This window comes from Spirosoma areae, from assembly GCF_054781775.1.
On record NZ_BAAGTT010000029.1, the window covers coordinates 213617 to 233035 of the forward strand.

The following is a 19419-nucleotide window of genomic DNA, read 5'->3' on the forward strand; positions in this document are numbered from 1 at the left end:
AGATAGTCAAATATAGTCTAAGAAGTTTTTCAAAATACCCCCAACCCCTCTGAAGGGGGCTTTGTTCAACCTCGAACAAAGCCCCCTTCAGGGGGTTGGGGGTATTTTATTCCAAATACTGGCTAATTTTTAGGCAATTATACTATCTAAAATCAGTCGCAATTTTTCACTCAAAACGCCACGCGGTAACTCAGTACCGGCAGCAGGCCCGTCTGGTAGCTCGTTCGGACGGTACCGGTCTGGGCGTCGAAATAGCGGCCAAAGATGTTTTGGCGGTTGGTTACGTTCTGAATGTCGAGCGAGAGGGTGCGGGTGGAATGGGGACGATTGCGTTTATAGCTGAGCCGAATATCGGTGCGGAAATACGCCGGAAGGGTGAGCGTGTAGGCCAGATTGTCGTAGCGAACCGTTTCGCCCTGATGCTGCGATGCGGCCAGATTGATGGGTGTGTCGCGGTAGCCGCCGTAGTGGGTTAGCTTCACGTTCAGGCCAATAACACCGTTGCGAAACCAGCCCCGGTCGCCCGTACCGAATTCTTTCCCGGCCAGAAAACTCGTCGCAAACCGCCCATCGAAGCGGCTGTTTCGCCAGATTTGATCCGACCCCTGATACTCGGACCTGTAGAGCGACGACGAAAGCAGAAAATAGAACGGGGCCGTCCCACGGTTGGTGTGCAGAAACTGCTCCAGCGTCAGTTCAAGCCCATAATTGCGGCCAACGCCGGTATTGGTTAAGGGTTTGTTTGTCAGACTGTAGGGCTGATTGATGAGTGCAAACGAATCGGTTGTGTCGGCACTGACTGGTATGTTGAAAAGCCGCTGGTAATACGTCTCGACCTTCAGCCGTAGATAATCGGTCAGCTTCCGGTCGTAGGCCAGCACGACATGATGCGACCGGGTGAATCCCAGATTCCGGTTCGACAAGCGGGTAGCATCGCCCAGGGGTTGATTCGCCAGCAGGATGGCCGGATTCTGCGTTTGGCTGTGCAGCCCATATCCCAGGCTCAGCGATTGCCCTGACCGGAACGCCCAGCGTACCGACCCGCGCGGCTCCAGGGCGTCGGTGCCGTTCAGGAATAAACGAAGGTAATGCAGGCCGATATTAACTGTCAGCGGCTCCGACAGCCGGTAATTCAACTGGCCAAACGCCTGAAGGGTCTGAGCATTCCGGGCAGACTCATTCGGGCCGGGAACCTGGACGGTAGTTAACAGTTGCTGCCGTTTATTATCCCATTCGACTCGGCTCAGGTTATAGCTGGTTTGAGTACCAATCAGCCCCGCCCGAAGGGTGTGCCTTGCGTTGAATTTATACGTCAGTGTGCTGGAAATGATGTTTTTCAGTATGGTGTATTGTTCCCGGTCACGCGGCTGAAGGGCGTAGCTGTCGTCTACATAATTGCCCTGGAATTTGTTTTGATAGCCCGACGCCGACGCAACTGTTTTCAGAAAAGCGTGGCGGCCCATGTTGATGGAATGGGTTACGCCAACGGCTCCTGTATTGGCCGAAAAACGCTCGTTGTAGCGGTCGCCTTCACTCGTCCAGGTCGTCGAATCGCGCTGAGCTTCAATGTTCTGGCTGCTCAAGCCGCCAAAGCCAAAGAGCGTGAAGGCGCCCGCCCGATTCGTGGGCAGATATATGTTGAACGATAAATCCTGAAACGTTGTCACGCCGGAGCCAATGTTAATGCCCAGTTTACTCAACAAACCCAGCGTCGAGTAGCGATAATTAAACAGGTACGAACCTTTGTATTTCTTAGAAAACGGTCCTTCACTCGACACATCAACGCCCAGAACGCCGACCTGAATGGTGCTCTCACGTTTAGCATTATTCCCCCGGCGAAGTTTCAAGTCAAACACGCCCGACAGCGCATTGCCGTACTCGGCCGGAAACGCGCCCGTCATGAAATCGGAGTTGGCGAGCAGTTGCGCGCTCAGGATCGAAATGCCACCCGACGCCGTGCCAATGTTGGCAAAGTGGTTGGGGTTCGGAATCTCGACCCCTTCCATGCGCCACAGCAGTCCGTTGGGGGTGTTGCCGCGTATCACAAGCGTGTTGTTACCGTCGTCGGCGCCCACAACGCCCGCATAGGCCGTTGCCATCCGGGCCGGGTCGTTCACGGCTGCTGCGAACCGCTGCGTCTCCTCGACGGAGAACGTCCGGGCCGAGACAGCCGCCATTTCGTTTAGCGGCTTGTCTTTCTCAACCGTCGGTTTCACAGTTACTTCCGACAGTTGCGCTATTGATTCTTCTAAGGCAACGGTGAGCACCAGTTCCTTTCCCGCATCAACAACGAGATTGGACAGGAGCAGGTCTTTGTAGCCGACAAACGAGATTTTAAGCGTTTGCCGACCAACCGGCACGCCTGTCAGCCGAAACGAACCATCGGCATCAGTATTGGCCCCTTTTGTGGGTTGGCTGTTTGGCAGCGACGGGTTCAGCAATGCAACAGTTGCACCGGGGATGGGCGTTTGCAGACTCTGGTCCACCACGGTTCCCCGGATGGTTTGCGTAATGGGTTGAGCAACTAACGTGGTCGGGAGGAGGAGGCCAATGAATAAGGCCGAAAGCGAACGAATGAGCATAGTGTTTTTAAGTGGTTACAGCTATGACCGTTGCCCGCGCCTGAACCCCTATCTGCTGCTTGACTTTTTCACAATTTATACTGCAAACCAACCTGCCAGCCGAGCCAGGTCGATAACGCGTCCGGGCTTGTGCCGATTAGCTCATCACGGGAGAGAACTAAGGCCGGTAGTGATAAATTGACCAATGGATCGCGAGACTGGTCACCGGCATAATACGCATTGATAGATGGGCCGAGGGAAGCCGAGAAATGTGAGCCGAAACGCTTGTTCACGATGGGCGAGAGCCGCAGCAGCAGATTCTGGTCCTGAATGCCTTCGCCAGTGCGGTTCAGTTGGTGGGCAGTTCCTTCCAGCCCAAACGACCAGCCCCGCCGTTCAGCCGTGACGGTGCCCAGTCCATAACCGAAACTCCAGATGCGACTGGCTGGATTCACGCCCGCCGTGACGATGTTGTAGAACGAACGGACACCCGTGCGAAAGGTCGCGTTGAACGTGTTGACCTCGTTAGTCGAAATTTCAATGTTTCGGTAACCGTTTTTCCGAACAAAACTAAACAGGCCAAAGGGCGTTCGGTCGGTTGAATCTGTCCAGTTTATGATACTGATTTGATGCCCTCCGGTAACGGTGCGGGCATAGTTCAGGAATCCGCTGATTTGCCAGCCGGTCAGCTTCCCGCGAACGCCATTCATAAACCCCGCTGCCTGAACCCCGCGCATATCTCCGCCGACAATGTTGGTAAAACCGGCGGCCTGGAATCCCTCAACAGTGCCCCCGACGGTATTGGCGAAACCGGCCGCCTGAAAACCCCGCACGTCTTTTCGGTCAGCATTCAGGAATCCGGCCGCCTGAAATCCAGCTACATTGCCTCCAACTACGTTTACGAAACCTGCGGCCTGCACCGGCCCAACATCGCCCCGGTTCGTATTGATAAATCCGGCCAGTTGAATGCCTTTTGTTTGTTCGCCAACCAGGTTGCCAAAGCCCGCCAGTTGAATTCCCTGCACGTTGCCCCGGACAATATTGAGCAAGCCGCCCGCTTCAAATTTTCGCACCCCCAGCGAGTAACCGACCAGTGCGTTGATGGAATAGTCATTGATAATTCGACCGCTTAGGGCGTGATTGGTGCCAACGTAGGGAACGAATGAAACCTGCCAGGTCCGGTAGAGGGTGTCGCGGTCGAGGTTGATGCTGTGAATGAGCTGTTTAGCCGACAGCGACCACCGGGCCAGTGTATTCCGGCTCCGTTCGGCCAGCGTTAAGGGCAATCGACGTTCGGTTGAATCGACATTCGCCCAGGCCAGCAGCGCGACCGGCTCCGGCAATGACGGTATGGGGCGTGTGGTGGTATCGGTGGGCGTAGCGCGAGGAGTTAACGGGTTAAGGGGCGTTTGCAACGGCATCGGGGTCAGGTACACGTTGACCGGCTGCGATTGCCGAGCCTGAACCGTGAGCGACTGGCTGAAAAATAACCGTCGCCGAACTTCCAGACGAACGGCTGATACATCAGTGGGCAGTTTGAGTCGGTAGTAGCCGTATTGACTCGACACCGCCGAGCGCAGCGACCGTTGCTCAAACACGCTCACGTCGGCAACGCGTTCGCCGGTTTGCCCGTTGATGATGTAGCCATCCAGCAGGAACGAGCGGGCCGGTTCGGTGGGCTTTTCGCCCCGCAGCAGGATAACGTGATTGCCCCGCATTTTGAGCCGGATGCTGCTCCCGAATAATTGCCCCAGCACATCCCGAACGGGTCGGTTTGTGGCCCGAAGCGTAACCGACTGGGCTTGGTTAAGCAGCGCCGGATTATACGAAAAACTAAAGTTGCCATCCCGGCTGATGCGGCTGAGAACGGTCTGTAGTCGTTCGTTGCGAAAGTCAACCGAAATCAGTCGTTCGAGCGGGGGCGTGGGTTGCGCGTTGGCCAGGATTGGAAAGAAGACAAGGAAAAAATACTGCCGAAATGCGGTCATACGAGAAGCGATTTTTTGACCCTATGACAACCAGTCGAGCCGTTACCCCTATGTTCCGGGAGCGGGTTTACTGACAACCGGCGCCATCCAGCGTAATGTGTCCTTCGTCACGCCTGATAGCCAGCGTCAGCGATTCGGCAATGACAGTCAGCACCTCATCCAGCGATTCGTTGGTAAAACTGGCTGTCAGTCGGCAGTTGCGTATGGATGGAGTTAGCTGAATAGTAGTTCCATATAGTTCGTGCAGCGTCCGGGCAACGTCTACTAATGACTCGTTCGTGAAGGTTAGTTTTCCGGTTTGGAACGCCAGCGCGTTGGCCATTGGGCGTAAGGCCCGGCGAATTGTATCAGCAGGAGCGAGGTAGGTTGCCTGTTGGTTAGGCGTCAGCACGATTGCCTGACGCCGGGCCGCCAGTTGCACCCGCCCCGTTCGGACCGCTACCCGGACGCTGTCGCCAACGGCCCGCACGCTGAACGACGTACCCAGCACGCGCACTGTCGCCCCACCCGCCCGTATGTAAAACGGTTGCAGCGGGTTGGGGGTTACGTCAAAAAATGCTTCGCCCACGAGCGATACCACCCGACCGCTATCAGCAAACGTAGCCGGGTAGGTCAGTCGGCTGTTGCGATTGAGCAACACCACCGAACCATCGGGCAGGGTCAGGCTGCGCTTTGCGATTGTTGTAGCAACAGCTACGGGCGCGGCTGCTTCAGAATTGGCCGGGCGCTGGAGTTGCCAGATCGCCAGGCCGCTAAACACGGTCACGATAGCAATCGCAGCCACCCGGCCATAGATTTGCCACCCGGACCGGGCCGGCAGCGGGCGGGTAGGCTCAACCGGCAACGGCTTGACAACTGTCGCAACAGCTTCGTTATGGTGGTGCAGTTGCGCCCGGACTTTTTGCCAGGCTGCATCGGTTTTGGCAGAAGCCGACGGGCTGAGTTGTCCCGCTAAATTCCAGACCTGCTCGGTTTGGGCAAAGTCGTTTCGGTTGGACTGGTCGGCATTGGCCAGCCACCGACGAACCCGTTCCGCTTCGGCGGGGGTGGCCTCGCCCGACAAATAGTTGCCGATCAGCGCGTCGTCAATGGGTTGTTGCTCCTCTGCCATCACAAAATGCCCTCCCAGAGCCAGATTAATAAAAGTGGTAGATAATCGCTCAATTCGGTTCGTAAAATGCGTAGGGCTTTACCAATCTGATTTTCAACAGTCTTGATCGACAGCCCCAACTGGTCGGCAATCTCCTGATACCGCAATTCATCGAATCGGCTCATCTCAAAAATACGCCGGCACTGCTCCGGCAATCGGGCAATGGTCGTGTGGAGTCGTTCGGCGAGTTCGTCGGTCAGCACGGCCTGCGCTGAACTGGTGTCGCTGGCATACATTTCCAGCGCGGCCTGCTCGCGGTGATCAGCCTGTATGGCTACCTGCTTCAGCCGGTTGAGGCAGCGGTTATGCACCGACCGATACAGATACGCCTTCAGCGAGGTCGTGATCAGAAGCGAGTCGCGCCGTTCCCATAGGGTCAGAAACACCGCCTGCACCGCTTCCTCGGCTTCATCCTCATCCTTCACAATCGAGCGGCCATACTGACACAGGGGTGCATAAAACTGCCGAAACACAGTTTCAAACACCGCTTCGTTGCCAATGCGGATTGCGCCGATAAGGTCCTCGTCGGGAGTCAGTTGCACGGAGTAGCCGAGTAAAATCAGTGGGCTGCGTCGTTAGGGTTGGTTGTTCTGTTTCGCTTAAGACAACTGAACAAGCGCCTACCCCTACGCCAATGTAAATTAAAATCCAATCCGTTCCCGTTTTGGTTCAACGCTCATCGTCCTTGCGATTTCCATTGCAATCCGGTCGTTGTATTTGCGCTTCCAGTAGTCGGTTTCCAACCGTAGTTTGTCTAATTCGACCTGTTGCTTTTCGACCGTCAGGCGAAGGGTTTCGAGTTCATGGCTAACGATTTCGTCGGATTTCGGCTCGATAACCTGCGCCGGGATCGCTTCGTCGGAGAGCAGCACTAAAGGCGATACGCTCAGAACCTGGGCAATCTGGGTCAGCCGCGACAGCGTCAAATCGGTTTTGCCGCGCTCGATGTCGCCGTAGGCCGTTGTCGATAAATTCAGCAGGTCGGCCATGTTTTCCTGCGATAGACCCCGCTGGAGCCGTTCCAGACGTATTTTTTCGGCCGGACCTCGGTTGGCGAAGGAAGCGTTCATGTCAGTAACAACGATAAATTATTAATTAAAACCGACAGGGTTTTTCGGAAGGATAACACAATTTTGTAGCGAAACAATTCTCGAACTTACACCAATCCTAATTGGTTTTCAAACCAGGAATAGAAACCCCATTATGAATTACGAAAAAGAATTCCGCAAATTTGCCGTGCATCATATGGGCCTCAATGGCCTGACCGTCGACGGTTACGTAAACCACACCATCACCAACCACCATCAGGTTGAGAATATGACCCGCTCGGTCATTGAAGAGCGCCCGATGAACTTCCGCGAAGTGGATGTGTTCTCGCGGCTCATGGCCGACCGCATCATCTTTATGGGCCTGCCCGTGGATGACAACATTGCCAACATCATTGTGGCCCAGTTGCTCTTTCTGGAATCGGCTGATCCCAAAAAAGACATTCTGATGTACCTGAACAGTCCCGGCGGTTCGGTTTATGCCGGTCTGGGCATCTACGACACCATGCAATATGTACGGCCCGACGTGGCAACAGTTTGCACCAGCCTGGCCGCGTCGATGGGTGCTGTACTGCTGGCGGGTGGCGCTGCCGGAAAGCGCTCGGCCCTGCCCCACGCCCGAATCATGATTCACCAGCCGTCGGGTGGCGCACAGGGACAGTCGGTCGATATTGAAATTACGGCCCGCGAAATTGTCAAACTCCGCGAAGAGCTGTACGCAATTCTGGCCCTTCATTCTGGAAAAGACATTAAGGAAATCGAAAAAGATTCGGACCGCGACAAATGGATGCGCGCCGAAGAAGCCAAAGAATACGGCCTGATTGATGATGTTTTGCGCCGGGAGAAAGCGTAAAACAGGCGGGTCTGATTTTTGTGAAACACGCGGGAATTGCATTCAGTAATTCCCGCGTGTTTTATTTATTGTGGCTCTATATACTTGGCCTTGTGCCCACCGATTGATAACTTTGCTAATTGCCAACGACTCAGGTGATCCTGAGTCGTTTTTTTTCTCGAAATTGCTTTCCCTAAACCTTGTAACAGATAATTTCATCAAAGCCGGGCGATGCGTATCCCAATAGGCATCACCCGATAAACAACCAGCCTAAGACTCTGCAACCGTTCATGCCACAAATCAGTTGCTCGTTCTGTGGACGACGCAAAAACGAAGTGATGCTGCTCCTGTCGGGCATCGACGCGCACATCTGCAATTACTGCATTGAGCAGGGGCACCAGGTGGTGCTCGAGGAAATGCGCCCCAAACACAGCGAACCCACCGAGGTGAAAATTAATCTTATCAAGCCCGTTGACATGAAACGGCACCTCGACCAGTATGTTGTGGGGCAGGATGACGCCAAAAAATCAATTACTGTTGCCGTTTATAACCACTACAAACGGCTGATGCAGCCCAACACCAACGATGACGTTACGATTGAAAAATCAAATATCATTATGGTTGGTGAAACAGGTACCGGCAAAACGTATCTGGCCCGCTCCATCGCTAAAATTCTTGAAGTTCCCTTTTGTATTGCCGATGCCACGGTCATTACCGAAGCGGGGTATGTGGGCGAAGATGTTGAGACCATTCTGACGCGGTTGTTGCAGGCCGCTGATTACAATGTCGAAGCAGCCGAACGCGGTATCGTGTACATCGACGAGATTGATAAAATTGCCCGCAAGTCCGACAATCCGAGCATCACGCGCGATGTCAGTGGCGAGGGTGTTCAGCAGGCACTGCTTAAACTGCTCGAAGGGTCGGTGGTGAACGTGCCGCCCCAGGGTGGGCGCAAGCACCCCGACCAGCGGCTGATTGCGCTCAACACCGAAAATATTCTGTTTATCTGCGGAGGAGCCTTCGATGGTATAGATCGCCACATTGCCAAGCGGGTCAACACCCGGCCCATCGGGTTTTCGGGCGACCGGCGGCTGAACGATACCTTAGAGAAAGGCCACCTGATGCGCTACATTTCGGCGCTCGATTTGAAATCGTTTGGGTTGATTCCCGAACTTATTGGCCGTTTGCCCGTGCTGACCCACCTCGAGCCCCTCGACCGGGCGGCCCTGATGCAGATTCTGACCGAGCCGAAAAACGCCATCACCAAGCAATATGACAAACTCTTCCGCATGGAAGGCATCACCCTCCACTGGGACCCCAGTGCGCTGAATTACATTGTCGATCAGGCGCTGCAATACGGACTTGGCGCCCGAGGGCTGCGCTCCATTTGTGAGTCGATTATTACCGATGCCATGTTCGAAATGCCTTCGCAAACGGGAATCAGTGAACTGACCGTTAGCCTGGAATATGCCCGTGAAAAATTTGGCAAAACAAGTACCTATCAACTTCGTTCTGTAGCCTGAACCCTAAAGACCTAAAGGTTTTAGAAACCGTTCAGGTCTGAACTTCGCCTGAGATTTAACCGCTTAACCCCGCCCGACTCATCATTTAGTTGGGCGGGGTTTTGTGTGGAAGTGTGATTTTTTTAGTTGGAATCCAACAAACTAAGGAAGTTATGGTTGTTGAGGATGGTAACTTAATGGTTCACTTTTTCTCTCTCGCTATGAATACACTTTCCAAATGCCTTTGCGCCCTGCTTATTGGCACGGCCTTTATGTTGTCATGCAGCCGTCCTGTGGCGTATTTTCAACCCAGTGCGCGGGAGCATTTTGCCGCATCCACAGCGACAACCGCTCCTGCACCCGTTGCGGAAATTTCGGCCCTGGTGGCTGAAACCCCCGCACCAGCCAGTGTAAATTCATCTGTAGGCCAACTACCTGAAGCGACGGTCGCCCTGAATCAATTGGACGCTCTGGTGCATAGCGATAGTAAAGTAGTCGCCCACAAAACAGTTCAGAAGCGCCTGAATCGGGTTCGGAATCTGCTCACGGCTGCATCGGCCAAAACCGAACGCTCGCCCACAGAAATCAGCACGCCCAAAAAAATGAACCTGCTGGAGCGGCTGATGGTCAAAAAGATGAATAAACAAATCAATCGGCAACTCGCACCGGCTAATCCTGAGAAGACAATGATTAGTACGGGCACACTGGCTACGGGCGCGGTATTGGTGATTCTCGGCTTATTGCTCTTGTTGCTGACAACGGGTACGGGTGCCACGGTTGGCCTGATTGCCTTGCTGGCCGGTGCTGTAGTGCTGCTGGTTGGCCTGCTCTAAACAGTTCAGGTTTATTAACTGAGCAAAAGGGATGTAAACGTTCTCGTCTGGTTAATAAATTGAGTGATTGACGGGGACTTTACATGATTTTCAGATTCGTTTACTCGAATTTCAACTATTTTTTAGTTTTTATCCCAACAAACCAATAAAGTTGTAGTTGTTGAGGATGGTTCTCAATCGTTCACTCTAAACTTAATACCATGCACACGTTATCCAAACACCTTTTCACAGTTCTATTCGGCACCGCCCTTATTTCGTCCTGCAGCCGGCCGGTAGCGTATTTCCAGCCAACTGCCCGTGAACAGTTCACATCAGTAAAACCGGCAGCGGAAGCCTCTACTCTTTCTGTTGAAACTACACAACCCGTTGTGGCCCAAACGCCGACTGCCGACGTAGCGCCTGTTTCGAGTCCAGGTATAACGCCAGCACCGGCTGAGCAACTTGCCCAGACCAAACAAGCCATCAGCCAGGTGGAAGCCTACGTACGCAACGATAGTAAACTGGCGTCGAACAAAAAGCTCACCAACCGCATGGCGAAGTTGAGCGGGTTACTGACAACGGCCACTGACAAAGCCGCTATAGCAACCAATGCCGCGTCAGCTAAAAAAATGACGTTTATGGAGCGGACGATGCTCAAAAAAATGGATAAGAAGATCAGGAATCACGTTGCCCCCGAAAAAACCAACGCCATGAACAGCAATGTTCGGCTTGGGTTGATTATTGGCCTTATTGGTCTGTTACTCTGGTTGCTGGGTGGTGGCAGTATCCTGGGTCTTATTGGTCTTATTGGCTTCGTGGTGGGCTTAGTGCTGATTTTGCTGGGTGTTATTAACACATAGTCAATAACCAATACCTAATCTGGTATGAGTCAATTACCCGTTATTTGTCTCATCCATGGCCACGGCGTAGATGCTTCCATTTGGGATAGCGTCTACGCCGATTTGGTTTTGGATTGGCCCGGGCTGGACGGCCCTGTTCTGAAGCCTGATTTTTCACGGCTGACGAATTTTACCACTATCGACGCCTATGCCGATGAGTTATATGTCCGCTTAGAGGCCGAAAATGCCAGAAACGTTGTGCTGGTGGGCCACTCAATGGGCGGCTACATGGCGCTGGCTTTCGCCGAAAAATACCCCGAACGGGTACGGGCATTGGTGCTGTATCATTCGACGGCCACTGCCGATGATGAAAACCGACGGGAAGCGCGTCGGCAGGCTATAAATGGCTTAGAAACCGACGGGTCGGCTCCGTTTATTGAAAAGACAATTCCCAAAATGGTTTCGCCCGCCTACCCACCCGAACAAACGCAGGCATTGGTAGAGCGTTTCCATAATTTACCGGCCAACGCCCTCATTGCAGGTATGAAAGCCATTGCGGCCCGCCCCGACCGAACGGCAATTCTGGGCCATGCTCAATTCCCGGTTCTGCTGGTGCTGGGCCGCGACGATCAACTGATTCCCTACGAAAAAACGGCACAATTAGCCGACCTGTCGGACCAGATTAGTCTTGCCACGATTGAAAAAGCGGGTCATCTGAGTATGGTTGAACAACCCCATAAAGCCATTCAGACGATTCGAACCTTCGTTGAACAATTGTGATGTAAAGGAATTTCTAACCCACAAAAAGGAAGCCCACCCGGCTTCCTTTTTGTGGGTTAGCCCTTTTTAACCTGATATTCCGTAAACTTGCACCTTGTTTTACAATACGATACGGCTGGTCTGAAATTAGCCGTATCGGTTTAGGTTTTAAACCAATGGCTGAGCTTTTTAACGTTTATCCGCTATACGACATTGAGCCGGTCCGGGCGCAGGGTAGTTACCTCTGGGATGCTCACGGCACCCGTTATCTCGATTTGTACGGCGGTCATGCTGTCATTTCAGTTGGGCATACGCACCCGCGCTACGTGCAGGCCCTGACCGACCAATTGAAGCGAATTTCATTTTACTCCAATTCAGTCAAAATTCCGCTGCAACAGGAATTGGCCGATAAGTTGGGCGCCCTGTCCGGCCATTCAGATTACGCCCTGTTTTTGTGCAACTCCGGGGCCGAAGCCAATGAAAATGCGCTGAAACTGGCCTCCTTTCACAATGGCCGGACGAACGTTGTCGCTTTCACCAAATCCTTTCACGGGCGTACTGCCGGGGCCGTTGCCGCGACCGATAATCCGGCCATTGTGGCACCGATCAACTACAACCAGCACGTTACATTTCTGCCCTACAATGATGCCGATGCCACCCGAACGGGAATTACCACCGAGACCTGCGCCGTCATTATTGAAGGCATTCAGGGCGTGGGCGGCATTCAGGTGGCGACTAATGAATTTCTCCAAACGCTCCGCCAACGCTGCAACGAAACCGGCGCGGTCCTGATTCTGGATGGTGTTCAGTGCGGCTATGGGCGGTCGGGTCAGTTTTTCTCGCATCAACTCAGTGGTATCGACGCCGACATCATCTCGATGGCGAAGGGCATGGGCAACGGGTTTCCCATTGGTGGTATTCTAATCTCTCCCAAATTTAAGGCCAGCTACGGGCTGCTCGGTACAACGTTTGGGGGCAATCACTTAGCCTGCACAGCCGCCATTGCGGTGTTAGACATCATGAAGGATGAGGAGTTGATGGAAAATGCCACTCGCATGGGCAATTACCTCATGGACGGTATCCGGCAGATTGGCGGCTACAAAGACCTGCGCGGCCGGGGGCTGATGATTGGCATCGAGTATGACTTTCCGGTCGATTCGCTCCGTAAAACGCTGCTGTTTGAGCATAAGCAGTTTACGGGCGTAGCTGGCAAGAACATCATCCGGCTGTTGCCGTCGCTGGCGATTGGGGTCGATGAAGCAGATATGTTTCTGGATGCGTTGCGGCTGTGTTTAAAGGCAGAGGCTGTTTAGATAAGATTTAAACGCAAAGGGCGCAAAGGTAATCGCAAAGAACGCAATGACAGAAAATGAAGTATCGCGGGTTGTGTTCGACTGTGCGCTGAAAGTTCATAGAACACTTGGCCCCGGATTACTTGAATCAGCTTATGAAGAATGCTTGTTATACGAACTGCTAAACGCTGACCTTTTCGTTGAAAGACAGAAAACGCTCCCTATTGTTTACGAGTCCATAAAATTAGATGCGGGCTACCGGGTAGATCTTATAATTGAGCGAAAACTCATAATAGAACTAAAAGCAGTTGAAGTACTGACTGATGTTCATCTGGCACAGGTAATGACCTACCTGCGATTGTCTGGATGCCGATTAGGATTGCTGGTGAATTTCAATGTGACCCTGCTCAAGAACGGTATGCGTCGTGTAGTTAACAATCTGTAAAAAATCTCTGCGTTCTTTGCGATTACCTTTGCGCCCTTTGCGTTTAAAAAATAATGACTAATTTCCTTTCCCTTGCCGACGTTACTGACCTCGACGCGCTCATCCAGTCTGGCCTTAGCGCCAAAGCCAACCCCTTTGCCGACCAGCACCTCGGCAAAAACAAAACCATTGGGCTGATTTTCTTTAATTCCAGCCTGCGGACCCGTCTGAGTACCCAGAAAGCTGCTCAAAATCTCGGTATGAACGTTATGACCATGAACGTTGGGCAGGATAGCTGGGGACTGGAAATGGAAGAAGGTGTGCTGATGAACGGCGACAAAGCCGAACACGTTCGCGAAGCAGCCGCCGTGATGGGCCGCTATTGTACCATCATCGGCATTCGGGCGTTTGCCGAACTACAGGACCGCAACAAAGACTACCGGGAGCAGGTCATGCACCAGTTTGCCACCTACGCCCGTGTCCCCATCATTAACCTCGAATCAGCGACGCGCCACCCGCTCCAGTCGCTGGCCGACTGCATCACGATTGAAGAAGCCAGGACTGTTAGCCGCCCCAAAGTGGTGCTGACCTGGCTGCCCCATTTTAAACCCCTGCCCCAGGCCGTTGCCAACTCGTTTAGTGAGTGGATGAATGCCCGCTTCAGGTCGGGCGATGTTGAGTTTGTTATTACCCACCCGGAAGGCTACGAACTTGCCCCCGAATTTGTTGGCAACGCCCGCGTGATTCACAAGCAGAATGAGGCCTTTGCGGGTGCTGATTTCATTTACGGCAAAAACTGGTCGTCCTACACCTACTATGGGCAGGTACTCACCCAGGACCCGTCGTGGGCGGTTACGATGGACGATATGCGCCTGACCAATAGCGGTAAATTTATGCACTGCCTGCCCGTTCGGCGTAACCTGAAGGTGGCCGATGCGGTGTTGGATAGCCCCCAATCGCTTGTGATTGAGCAGGCCGCTAACCGCGAATGGTCGGCACAGGCGGTACTGAAAGAAATTTTATTGACTTTATAAGGCTAACACAGAGAAACGGAGATTTTCACGGAGTACACAAAAGTTAAGGTTCTTTTTCCTTTGTGTGCTCCGTGAAAATCTCCATTTCTCTGTGTTTAATTTGTTTAAAATGAACTCACTCATTGTAATCAAGATTGGCGGGAACGTCATCGACGACCCGGCTGCCCTGCAACGTTTTCTAAGGGCTTTTGCCTCAATTCCCGGTTCGAAACTGCTCGTTCACGGCGGTGGTAAAATAGCGACGCAGGTGGCCGAAAAGTTAGGTATTGAAACCAAAATGGTCGAAGGTCGGCGCATTACGGACCAACCCATGCTCGACGTGGTAACGATGGTGTATGGCGGCTTAGTGAACAAGCAGATTGTGGCGAAGCTTCAGGCATTGGACGTTAACGCCATTGGACTGACGGGTGCCGATGGCAGCACGGTTCTGGCCAAAAAACGTCCGGTTAAAGACATCGATTATGGAATGGTAGGCGACATCGAGGAAGTTGATTCGGGCCAGATTCAGTTTTTTCTGCGGCAGGACCTGACCCCCGTCTTTGCCCCAATAACCTACAACGCATCTGGTGAGTTGCTCAACACCAACGCCGATACGATGGCTTCGGCCATTGCGGTAGATATGGGTAAGCACAACGAGGTGAGTCTGATTTACTGTTTCGAGAAGAAAGGCGTATTACGCGACCCGGCCAGCGAAAACAGTGTAATTCGTGAACTCACGCCTGATCTGTACGCTGACTATAAAGCAGCGGGAATCATTAGCAAAGGCATGATTCCGAAACTGGATAATGCCTTTAAGGCGTTGGAAAATGGCGTCTCGAAGGTCATCATCTGCCATGCCGACGAGGTAGCTGAAGCTGTGGGGCAGGGTGCGGGAACGATGTTGAAAAAGTAACGCCGACCGGCCGCGTTACTTCTCGGCCAGCAGATGCGCTACCCGACGCACACCCATAAACCGGCGTTGGTAATAACTCGCGTGCAGGTAATCGTAGCGAACGCCCCCGTTCCAGGCGGAATGAATGAATTTGACGCGGTCGCCAATGACCTCCGTTATCAGGCCAACGTGCCCAATTCGCTGGCCGCCCGCACTATGTCCTTTGAACAAAATTAAGTCGCCGGGTTGGGCGGCTTCTTTCTCAATGGCTTCGCCCACACTGCCCTGGGCCGCACTTGAATGGGGGAGCGAAATGCCAAACTTATTGAAGCAGAAGCGGGTAAAGCCGGAGCAGTCGAAGCCCCGTTTTGTGGTGCCGCCAGAGCGGTAGCGAATGGAAAGATGCTCTTTGGCAAAGCTGATGACCTCTTTCACGAGCGGAATCTGCTCGTAGAAACTTGATTTAGGTGTTACGGTGGGTGATTCAGCTACGGCGGAAATATCAGTCGTTACGGTGGGTACGGTTTGAGCCTGAACGATGCCAAACGAGACAGTACAAACGACTGCCAGGAGCATTTTTCTCGTCATAGAATTGAGGTCAAAGTCAAGTTACACCACTAAAAGTACTGAATGGCTGGCGTTCTACCTACCCGTTGAGGAATATTTTCTACACCTCGCCCACAATTTTTCGTGCCAGATTTTATAAGTTACTGACCGTAAACAAATTAATAAGATGAATTTTCATGCAGATTTTTTAAGAAGCCAGATACGTATGGGCTTGCTGGGTCTTCTCTGAATAAAAAGCGGCTCTGGCAACAACATTATAAAGAATGTTATTGCCAGAGCCGACAAGGGGTGATTCATGCCAACCGGTTTAAAACCAGCCTGCGCCAACAATACGAAATGGCCAGGGAATGGAGACTACGATCAGCAACAGACCCAGCCCGTAGAAAATGCTGACGAAGCGATGTTTGGTTGTTGAATCAGCGGCACGTTTGGCTCGCGAGTAGCCAATAGTGATGAGGATAATGGCAATCAGCATACCTGCCGTATGCTCCACACTATAAAAACGGTACAGTTTTTCGCTCAGCATGCTGAAATTAACTTTCGGGCTGATGAACAGCAGAAGCAAGCCGATCACGAGCTGCGTGTGTACAGAAATGAGCGTAAACAAGTACAATTTGCGGTTGCCATCGGTAAAGCTGTTTCGGCCCTGCCACCGGCCAATGGCCACAATTACCGCAGCAACCAACAGAATAAGGGCTATCCAGCGAAGGCCGGAGTGGGCGTGTACTAATCCAGGATACATAACTTGGTCAGATTAATGAACGAACTGGTTTTTGAAAACAAAGAAACAACCAAACCGCCAACTTACACTGACAATTGCTTGTTTGACCTCTATGATTCTTTACAATACGACCTATAGCGTGGCTGAAGAAGTTGCTGAAGACTGGCTTCGATGGATGAAGCGGTTCTATCTGCCAGCCGCTATGGCGACCGAACTGCCCGTAAGTCACCGGGTCTTGCGCCTGCTCACCGAACTCGACAATGGAGGCATTACCTTTTCCATTCAGCTTGACTTCAGCACGATGGAAGCGTACACGACCTTTCAGGAAATCCATGCCGATGCGTTACGTCACCGTATTCAGCACCGCTTCAGTAATCAGTTTATTTCGTTCGACACGTTGCTGGAGGAAGCTTGAAGGAATGAATAATGGATAATGAATAATGAATAATGAACGCTGGCCATTATTCATTATTCATTCTTTTCCTTCGTTTATCCACTGTCAGCAAAAATGCCGGGAGCAGAATCAGGTTGGAGGCCATGCCCATGAGCAGGGTGATGGACACCAGAATGCCCAGCGCCACCGTGCCCTGAAACGTGGACGCGGCAAAAATGGCGAAGCCTGCAAACAGAATCAGAGCCGTGTAGAACATACTGATGCCCGTATAGCGGATGGTTTCCGAAACGGCCCGGTCCAAACTCATCGTCTTATTGCGGAGTTCGTCGCGGTATTTGGTGATGAAATAAATGGTCCCATCCGAGGAGATACCGAAGGCAATGCTGAAAATCAGGATGGTTGAAGGTTTGAGGTGAATGCCCGCAAAGCCCATAATACCAGCCGTCACGATGAGCGGAACCACACTGGGCAGAATGGCAATCAGACTTAACCGAACGTCGCGCAGGAGAAGGATCAGAATGACCGAAACCAGCACAACGGCCAGCACAGTGCTCTCGGCCAGATTTTTCAGCAGGTAATCGTTCCCCCGCGTGAACACCACACTGTTTCCCGTGATATGGACGTCGTACTGCTCAGCAGCCGCGACGCGCTTACCCGTTGCCCGGTCGATGTTGAAAATAGAATCGGCTTTGGGCTGGAGTTCATTTAACAGTTGCGTGGTGCGAACCGTGCCTACATCGGGCATCTGAAAACTGATGCGGGTGTAGCGGAACGTGCTGTCTAAATACGCCTTAAACGCCAGCCCGCCACCGGCATTCTTGGCGCCTTTTAGCTGGGGCGCATAATTTGCTAACTGGTTCAGTTCCAGCGCACCCGGCAGGGCATAATATTTCGGGTCGCCCCCACGATAGGCCTGGTAAAAAAACTTGATGGCCTCCACTAAGGAGAGTGGTCGCGTAAACTCAGTGTAGTTACTGAATTCGCGCTCCAGCAATTTGATTTTAGTTAAGGTCTGCGGAGTCAGCACGCGACCGGGGCGTTTGGCGTCGACACTCACCTCAAACGGCATCACGCCTTTAAACCGGCTTTCGATAAACTTCAGATCGGTATAGATCGGGTCATTTTTCGGCAAATCATCCACCACATAGCCAATGGGATTAATTTGCAACGCACCCACTACGGAAACGACCGTCACGAGGGCAATGAACGTATAGATGGCCGTTCGGCGGGTGCGTACCAGATGGTTCACCCACGTCAGGAAACCGCTCACGTACTTACGCTCCAGATGACCGCGCTGTTTCGGCGAAGGAACGGGCAGGTAACTGAAAATAATGGGAATCAGAATGAGGGAAACAGCATAGGTGGTCATGATGCCAAAAGCGGCCACTATACCAAATTGCAGCAGGAGTGGACTTCCGGTAAAATAAAATACGAAAAAACCGATACTCGTGGTCACATTGGCAAAGAAGGTCGTTTCGCCAACCTTCTCGGTAGCAATGGTTAAAGCCGTCGTCTGGTTATGCCGTCGGTTAAGTTCCTCGTGGTAGCGATTCAGCAGAAAAATAGCGTTTGGCACGCCAATGACAATAATCAGGGGGGGGATTAAACCCGTCAGCAGGGTAATGTCGTAGCCGAACAGGACAATGTAGCCCGTTGCCCAGATGACGCCCACACCCACCACCGATAATGCGGTTAGCACCACGGTGAGCGAACGGAAGAAATAAAACAGAATCAGGCCCGTCACCAAAAAAGCAAGCCCCATAAACAGGGTCATCTCTTTGCTGACTTTCGCCGTAAACTCGGTGCGGATGAATGGCATCCCCGACATATGCACTGTTCCACCTCGCAATCCATCGGGGCTAAGCAGCGCGTGTCGCCTGCCGAACGAATCGGCCACGGCTTCAACCTGCCGGACGAGTGAAATCCGGTTCCTGGTATTCACGACCTTCTGGTCGAAGGTAATGGCCATCAGGTGCGCCCGTCCGCTGCTGTCGGCTACTAAACCCCGGTAAAAAGGCAGGGCGGCAATTTGGGTGCGGAAACTGTCGACCCCGGCCTGGGTCGTTAATGGGCGCGGTACCAAAGGCCGGATGCGAAACGTATGCGCTGAGTCGTCACGAATGATCGTGTAGAGACTGGCATTGGACACCACATCTTTAATGCCCCCAATGCGCCGGATTTTCTGGCTGAGTGCATACCAGTCATTGAAGAAACCAGGCTGATACATACTATCCGTTTCAATACCCAGCACCATCACGCTGCCGTCCTGTCCAAACCGCGATTTAAAGGCTTCGTAACGCTGATAATCGGGGTCGGTAACGGGCAAAATTTTAGCCAGTTCGTAGGATAGTTTGACCTTACTGGCCTGGTAGCCCATGAACGCCGTACCCAATAACACAACAGCAACTAAAGCGATTCTATTTGTTAAAATAAACGAGGAGATACGGTGCCAGATCATGCCTGATTAACGCAGAATAAGGCCGCAAGGTACGTAAAAACGATGGCCTTTGGGGAATTCAGGGAGCAGACGGGGGCTCACCATAAATTATAGGGTAAAATGAAGGTTTAGTTGGATAATAGTTTGTATTCAGGGGCGAGTTGCCGCGTATCTGCCTAACCTATTTGGT

Annotated in this window: 18 protein-coding genes; 10 read left to right on the top strand and 8 right to left on the bottom strand. The window is 52.5% G+C overall.

Annotation, left to right across the window (positions count from 1 at the left end; all coding sequences use genetic code 11):
- Positions 1-170 precede the first annotated feature (170 nt).
- The 5 genes from ACYVI1_RS17525 to ACYVI1_RS17545 form a co-directional block, all read right to left on the bottom strand.
- Positions 171-2582 (bottom strand): carboxypeptidase regulatory-like domain-containing protein, encoded by a 2412-nt coding sequence (locus tag ACYVI1_RS17525; protein ID WP_460912028.1) that lies wholly within the window; start codon positions 2580-2582, stop codon positions 171-173.
- A 68-nt stretch (positions 2583-2650) separates the two neighbouring features.
- Positions 2651-4549 carry an STN domain-containing protein gene (locus tag ACYVI1_RS17530; RefSeq protein WP_460912029.1) on the bottom strand — a complete coding sequence of 633 codons (1899 nt, stop codon included), beginning with the start codon at positions 4547-4549 and terminating at the stop codon, positions 2651-2653.
- A gap of 67 nt (positions 4550-4616) precedes the next feature.
- A complete protein-coding gene (locus tag ACYVI1_RS17535; RefSeq protein ID WP_460912030.1) occupies positions 4617-5660 on the bottom strand; it encodes a FecR family protein in 1044 nt (347 codons plus the stop codon).
- Positions 5660-6241 (bottom strand): RNA polymerase sigma-70 factor, encoded by a 582-nt coding sequence (locus ACYVI1_RS17540; protein WP_460912031.1) that lies wholly within the window; start codon positions 6239-6241, stop codon positions 5660-5662. The genes ACYVI1_RS17535 and ACYVI1_RS17540 overlap by 1 nt, the downstream gene beginning before the upstream one ends.
- A 99-nt stretch (positions 6242-6340) precedes the next feature.
- The gene (locus ACYVI1_RS17545) at positions 6341-6769 is read right to left on the bottom strand and encodes a helix-turn-helix domain-containing protein (RefSeq protein WP_460912032.1); all 429 of its coding nucleotides are present in this window, start codon (positions 6767-6769) and stop codon (positions 6341-6343) included.
- A 133-nt stretch (positions 6770-6902) separates the two neighbouring features.
- Here ACYVI1_RS17545 and ACYVI1_RS17550 point away from each other — a divergent pair, with 133 nt between their 5' ends.
- From ACYVI1_RS17550 to argB, 9 genes are all read left to right on the top strand, one after another.
- Positions 6903-7598: a ClpP family protease gene (locus ACYVI1_RS17550; RefSeq protein WP_460912033.1), complete on the top strand. Its 696-nt coding sequence runs from the start codon at positions 6903-6905 to the stop codon at positions 7596-7598.
- A 269-nt stretch (positions 7599-7867) separates the two neighbouring features.
- Positions 7868-9100 carry an ATP-dependent Clp protease ATP-binding subunit ClpX gene (gene clpX, locus ACYVI1_RS17555; protein ID WP_460912034.1) on the top strand — a complete coding sequence of 411 codons (1233 nt, stop codon included), beginning with the start codon at positions 7868-7870 and terminating at the stop codon, positions 9098-9100.
- Between the two features lie 200 nt (positions 9101-9300).
- On the top strand, positions 9301-9912 hold the full coding sequence (locus tag ACYVI1_RS17560; RefSeq protein ID WP_460912035.1) for a hypothetical protein: 612 nt from the start codon (positions 9301-9303) through the stop codon (positions 9910-9912).
- Between the two features lie 200 nt (positions 9913-10112).
- Positions 10113-10751 carry a hypothetical protein gene (locus tag ACYVI1_RS17565; protein WP_460912036.1) on the top strand — a complete coding sequence of 213 codons (639 nt, stop codon included), beginning with the start codon at positions 10113-10115 and terminating at the stop codon, positions 10749-10751.
- A 24-nt stretch (positions 10752-10775) separates the two neighbouring features.
- Positions 10776-11510, top strand: coding sequence for an alpha/beta fold hydrolase (locus tag ACYVI1_RS17570; protein WP_460912037.1), 735 nt, complete (start codon positions 10776-10778; stop codon positions 11508-11510).
- 155 nt (positions 11511-11665) lie between these two features.
- Entirely contained in the window at positions 11666-12802 is a 1137-nt protein-coding gene (locus tag ACYVI1_RS17575; protein WP_460912038.1) for an aspartate aminotransferase family protein, read from the top strand.
- Positions 12803-12848: 46 nt separating this feature from the next.
- Entirely contained in the window at positions 12849-13226 is a 378-nt protein-coding gene (locus ACYVI1_RS17580; protein ID WP_460912039.1) for a GxxExxY protein, read from the top strand.
- 53 nt (positions 13227-13279) lie between these two features.
- Complete coding sequence (locus ACYVI1_RS17585; protein WP_460912040.1) at positions 13280-14239, top strand: N-acetylornithine carbamoyltransferase; 960 nt, start codon at positions 13280-13282, stop codon at positions 14237-14239.
- A gap of 109 nt (positions 14240-14348) precedes the next feature.
- A complete protein-coding gene (gene argB, locus ACYVI1_RS17590; RefSeq protein WP_460912041.1) occupies positions 14349-15131 on the top strand; it encodes an acetylglutamate kinase in 783 nt (260 codons plus the stop codon).
- A gap of 15 nt (positions 15132-15146) precedes the next feature.
- Here argB and ACYVI1_RS17595 read toward each other — a convergent pair whose 3' ends face one another.
- Positions 15147-15698 carry a C40 family peptidase gene (locus ACYVI1_RS17595; protein ID WP_460912042.1) on the bottom strand — a complete coding sequence of 184 codons (552 nt, stop codon included), beginning with the start codon at positions 15696-15698 and terminating at the stop codon, positions 15147-15149.
- A gap of 286 nt (positions 15699-15984) precedes the next feature.
- Entirely contained in the window at positions 15985-16419 is a 435-nt protein-coding gene (locus ACYVI1_RS17600) for a cytochrome B (RefSeq protein ID WP_460912043.1), read from the bottom strand.
- 91 nt (positions 16420-16510) lie between these two features.
- Between ACYVI1_RS17600 and ACYVI1_RS17605 the strand changes: the two genes are divergently transcribed.
- Complete coding sequence (locus ACYVI1_RS17605) at positions 16511-16813, top strand: DUF4286 family protein (protein WP_460912044.1); 303 nt, start codon at positions 16511-16513, stop codon at positions 16811-16813.
- A gap of 46 nt (positions 16814-16859) precedes the next feature.
- Here ACYVI1_RS17605 and ACYVI1_RS17610 read toward each other — a convergent pair whose 3' ends face one another.
- Positions 16860-19250, bottom strand: coding sequence for an efflux RND transporter permease subunit (locus ACYVI1_RS17610; RefSeq protein WP_460912045.1), 2391 nt, complete (start codon positions 19248-19250; stop codon positions 16860-16862).
- Between the last annotated feature and the right edge of the window lie 169 nt (positions 19251-19419).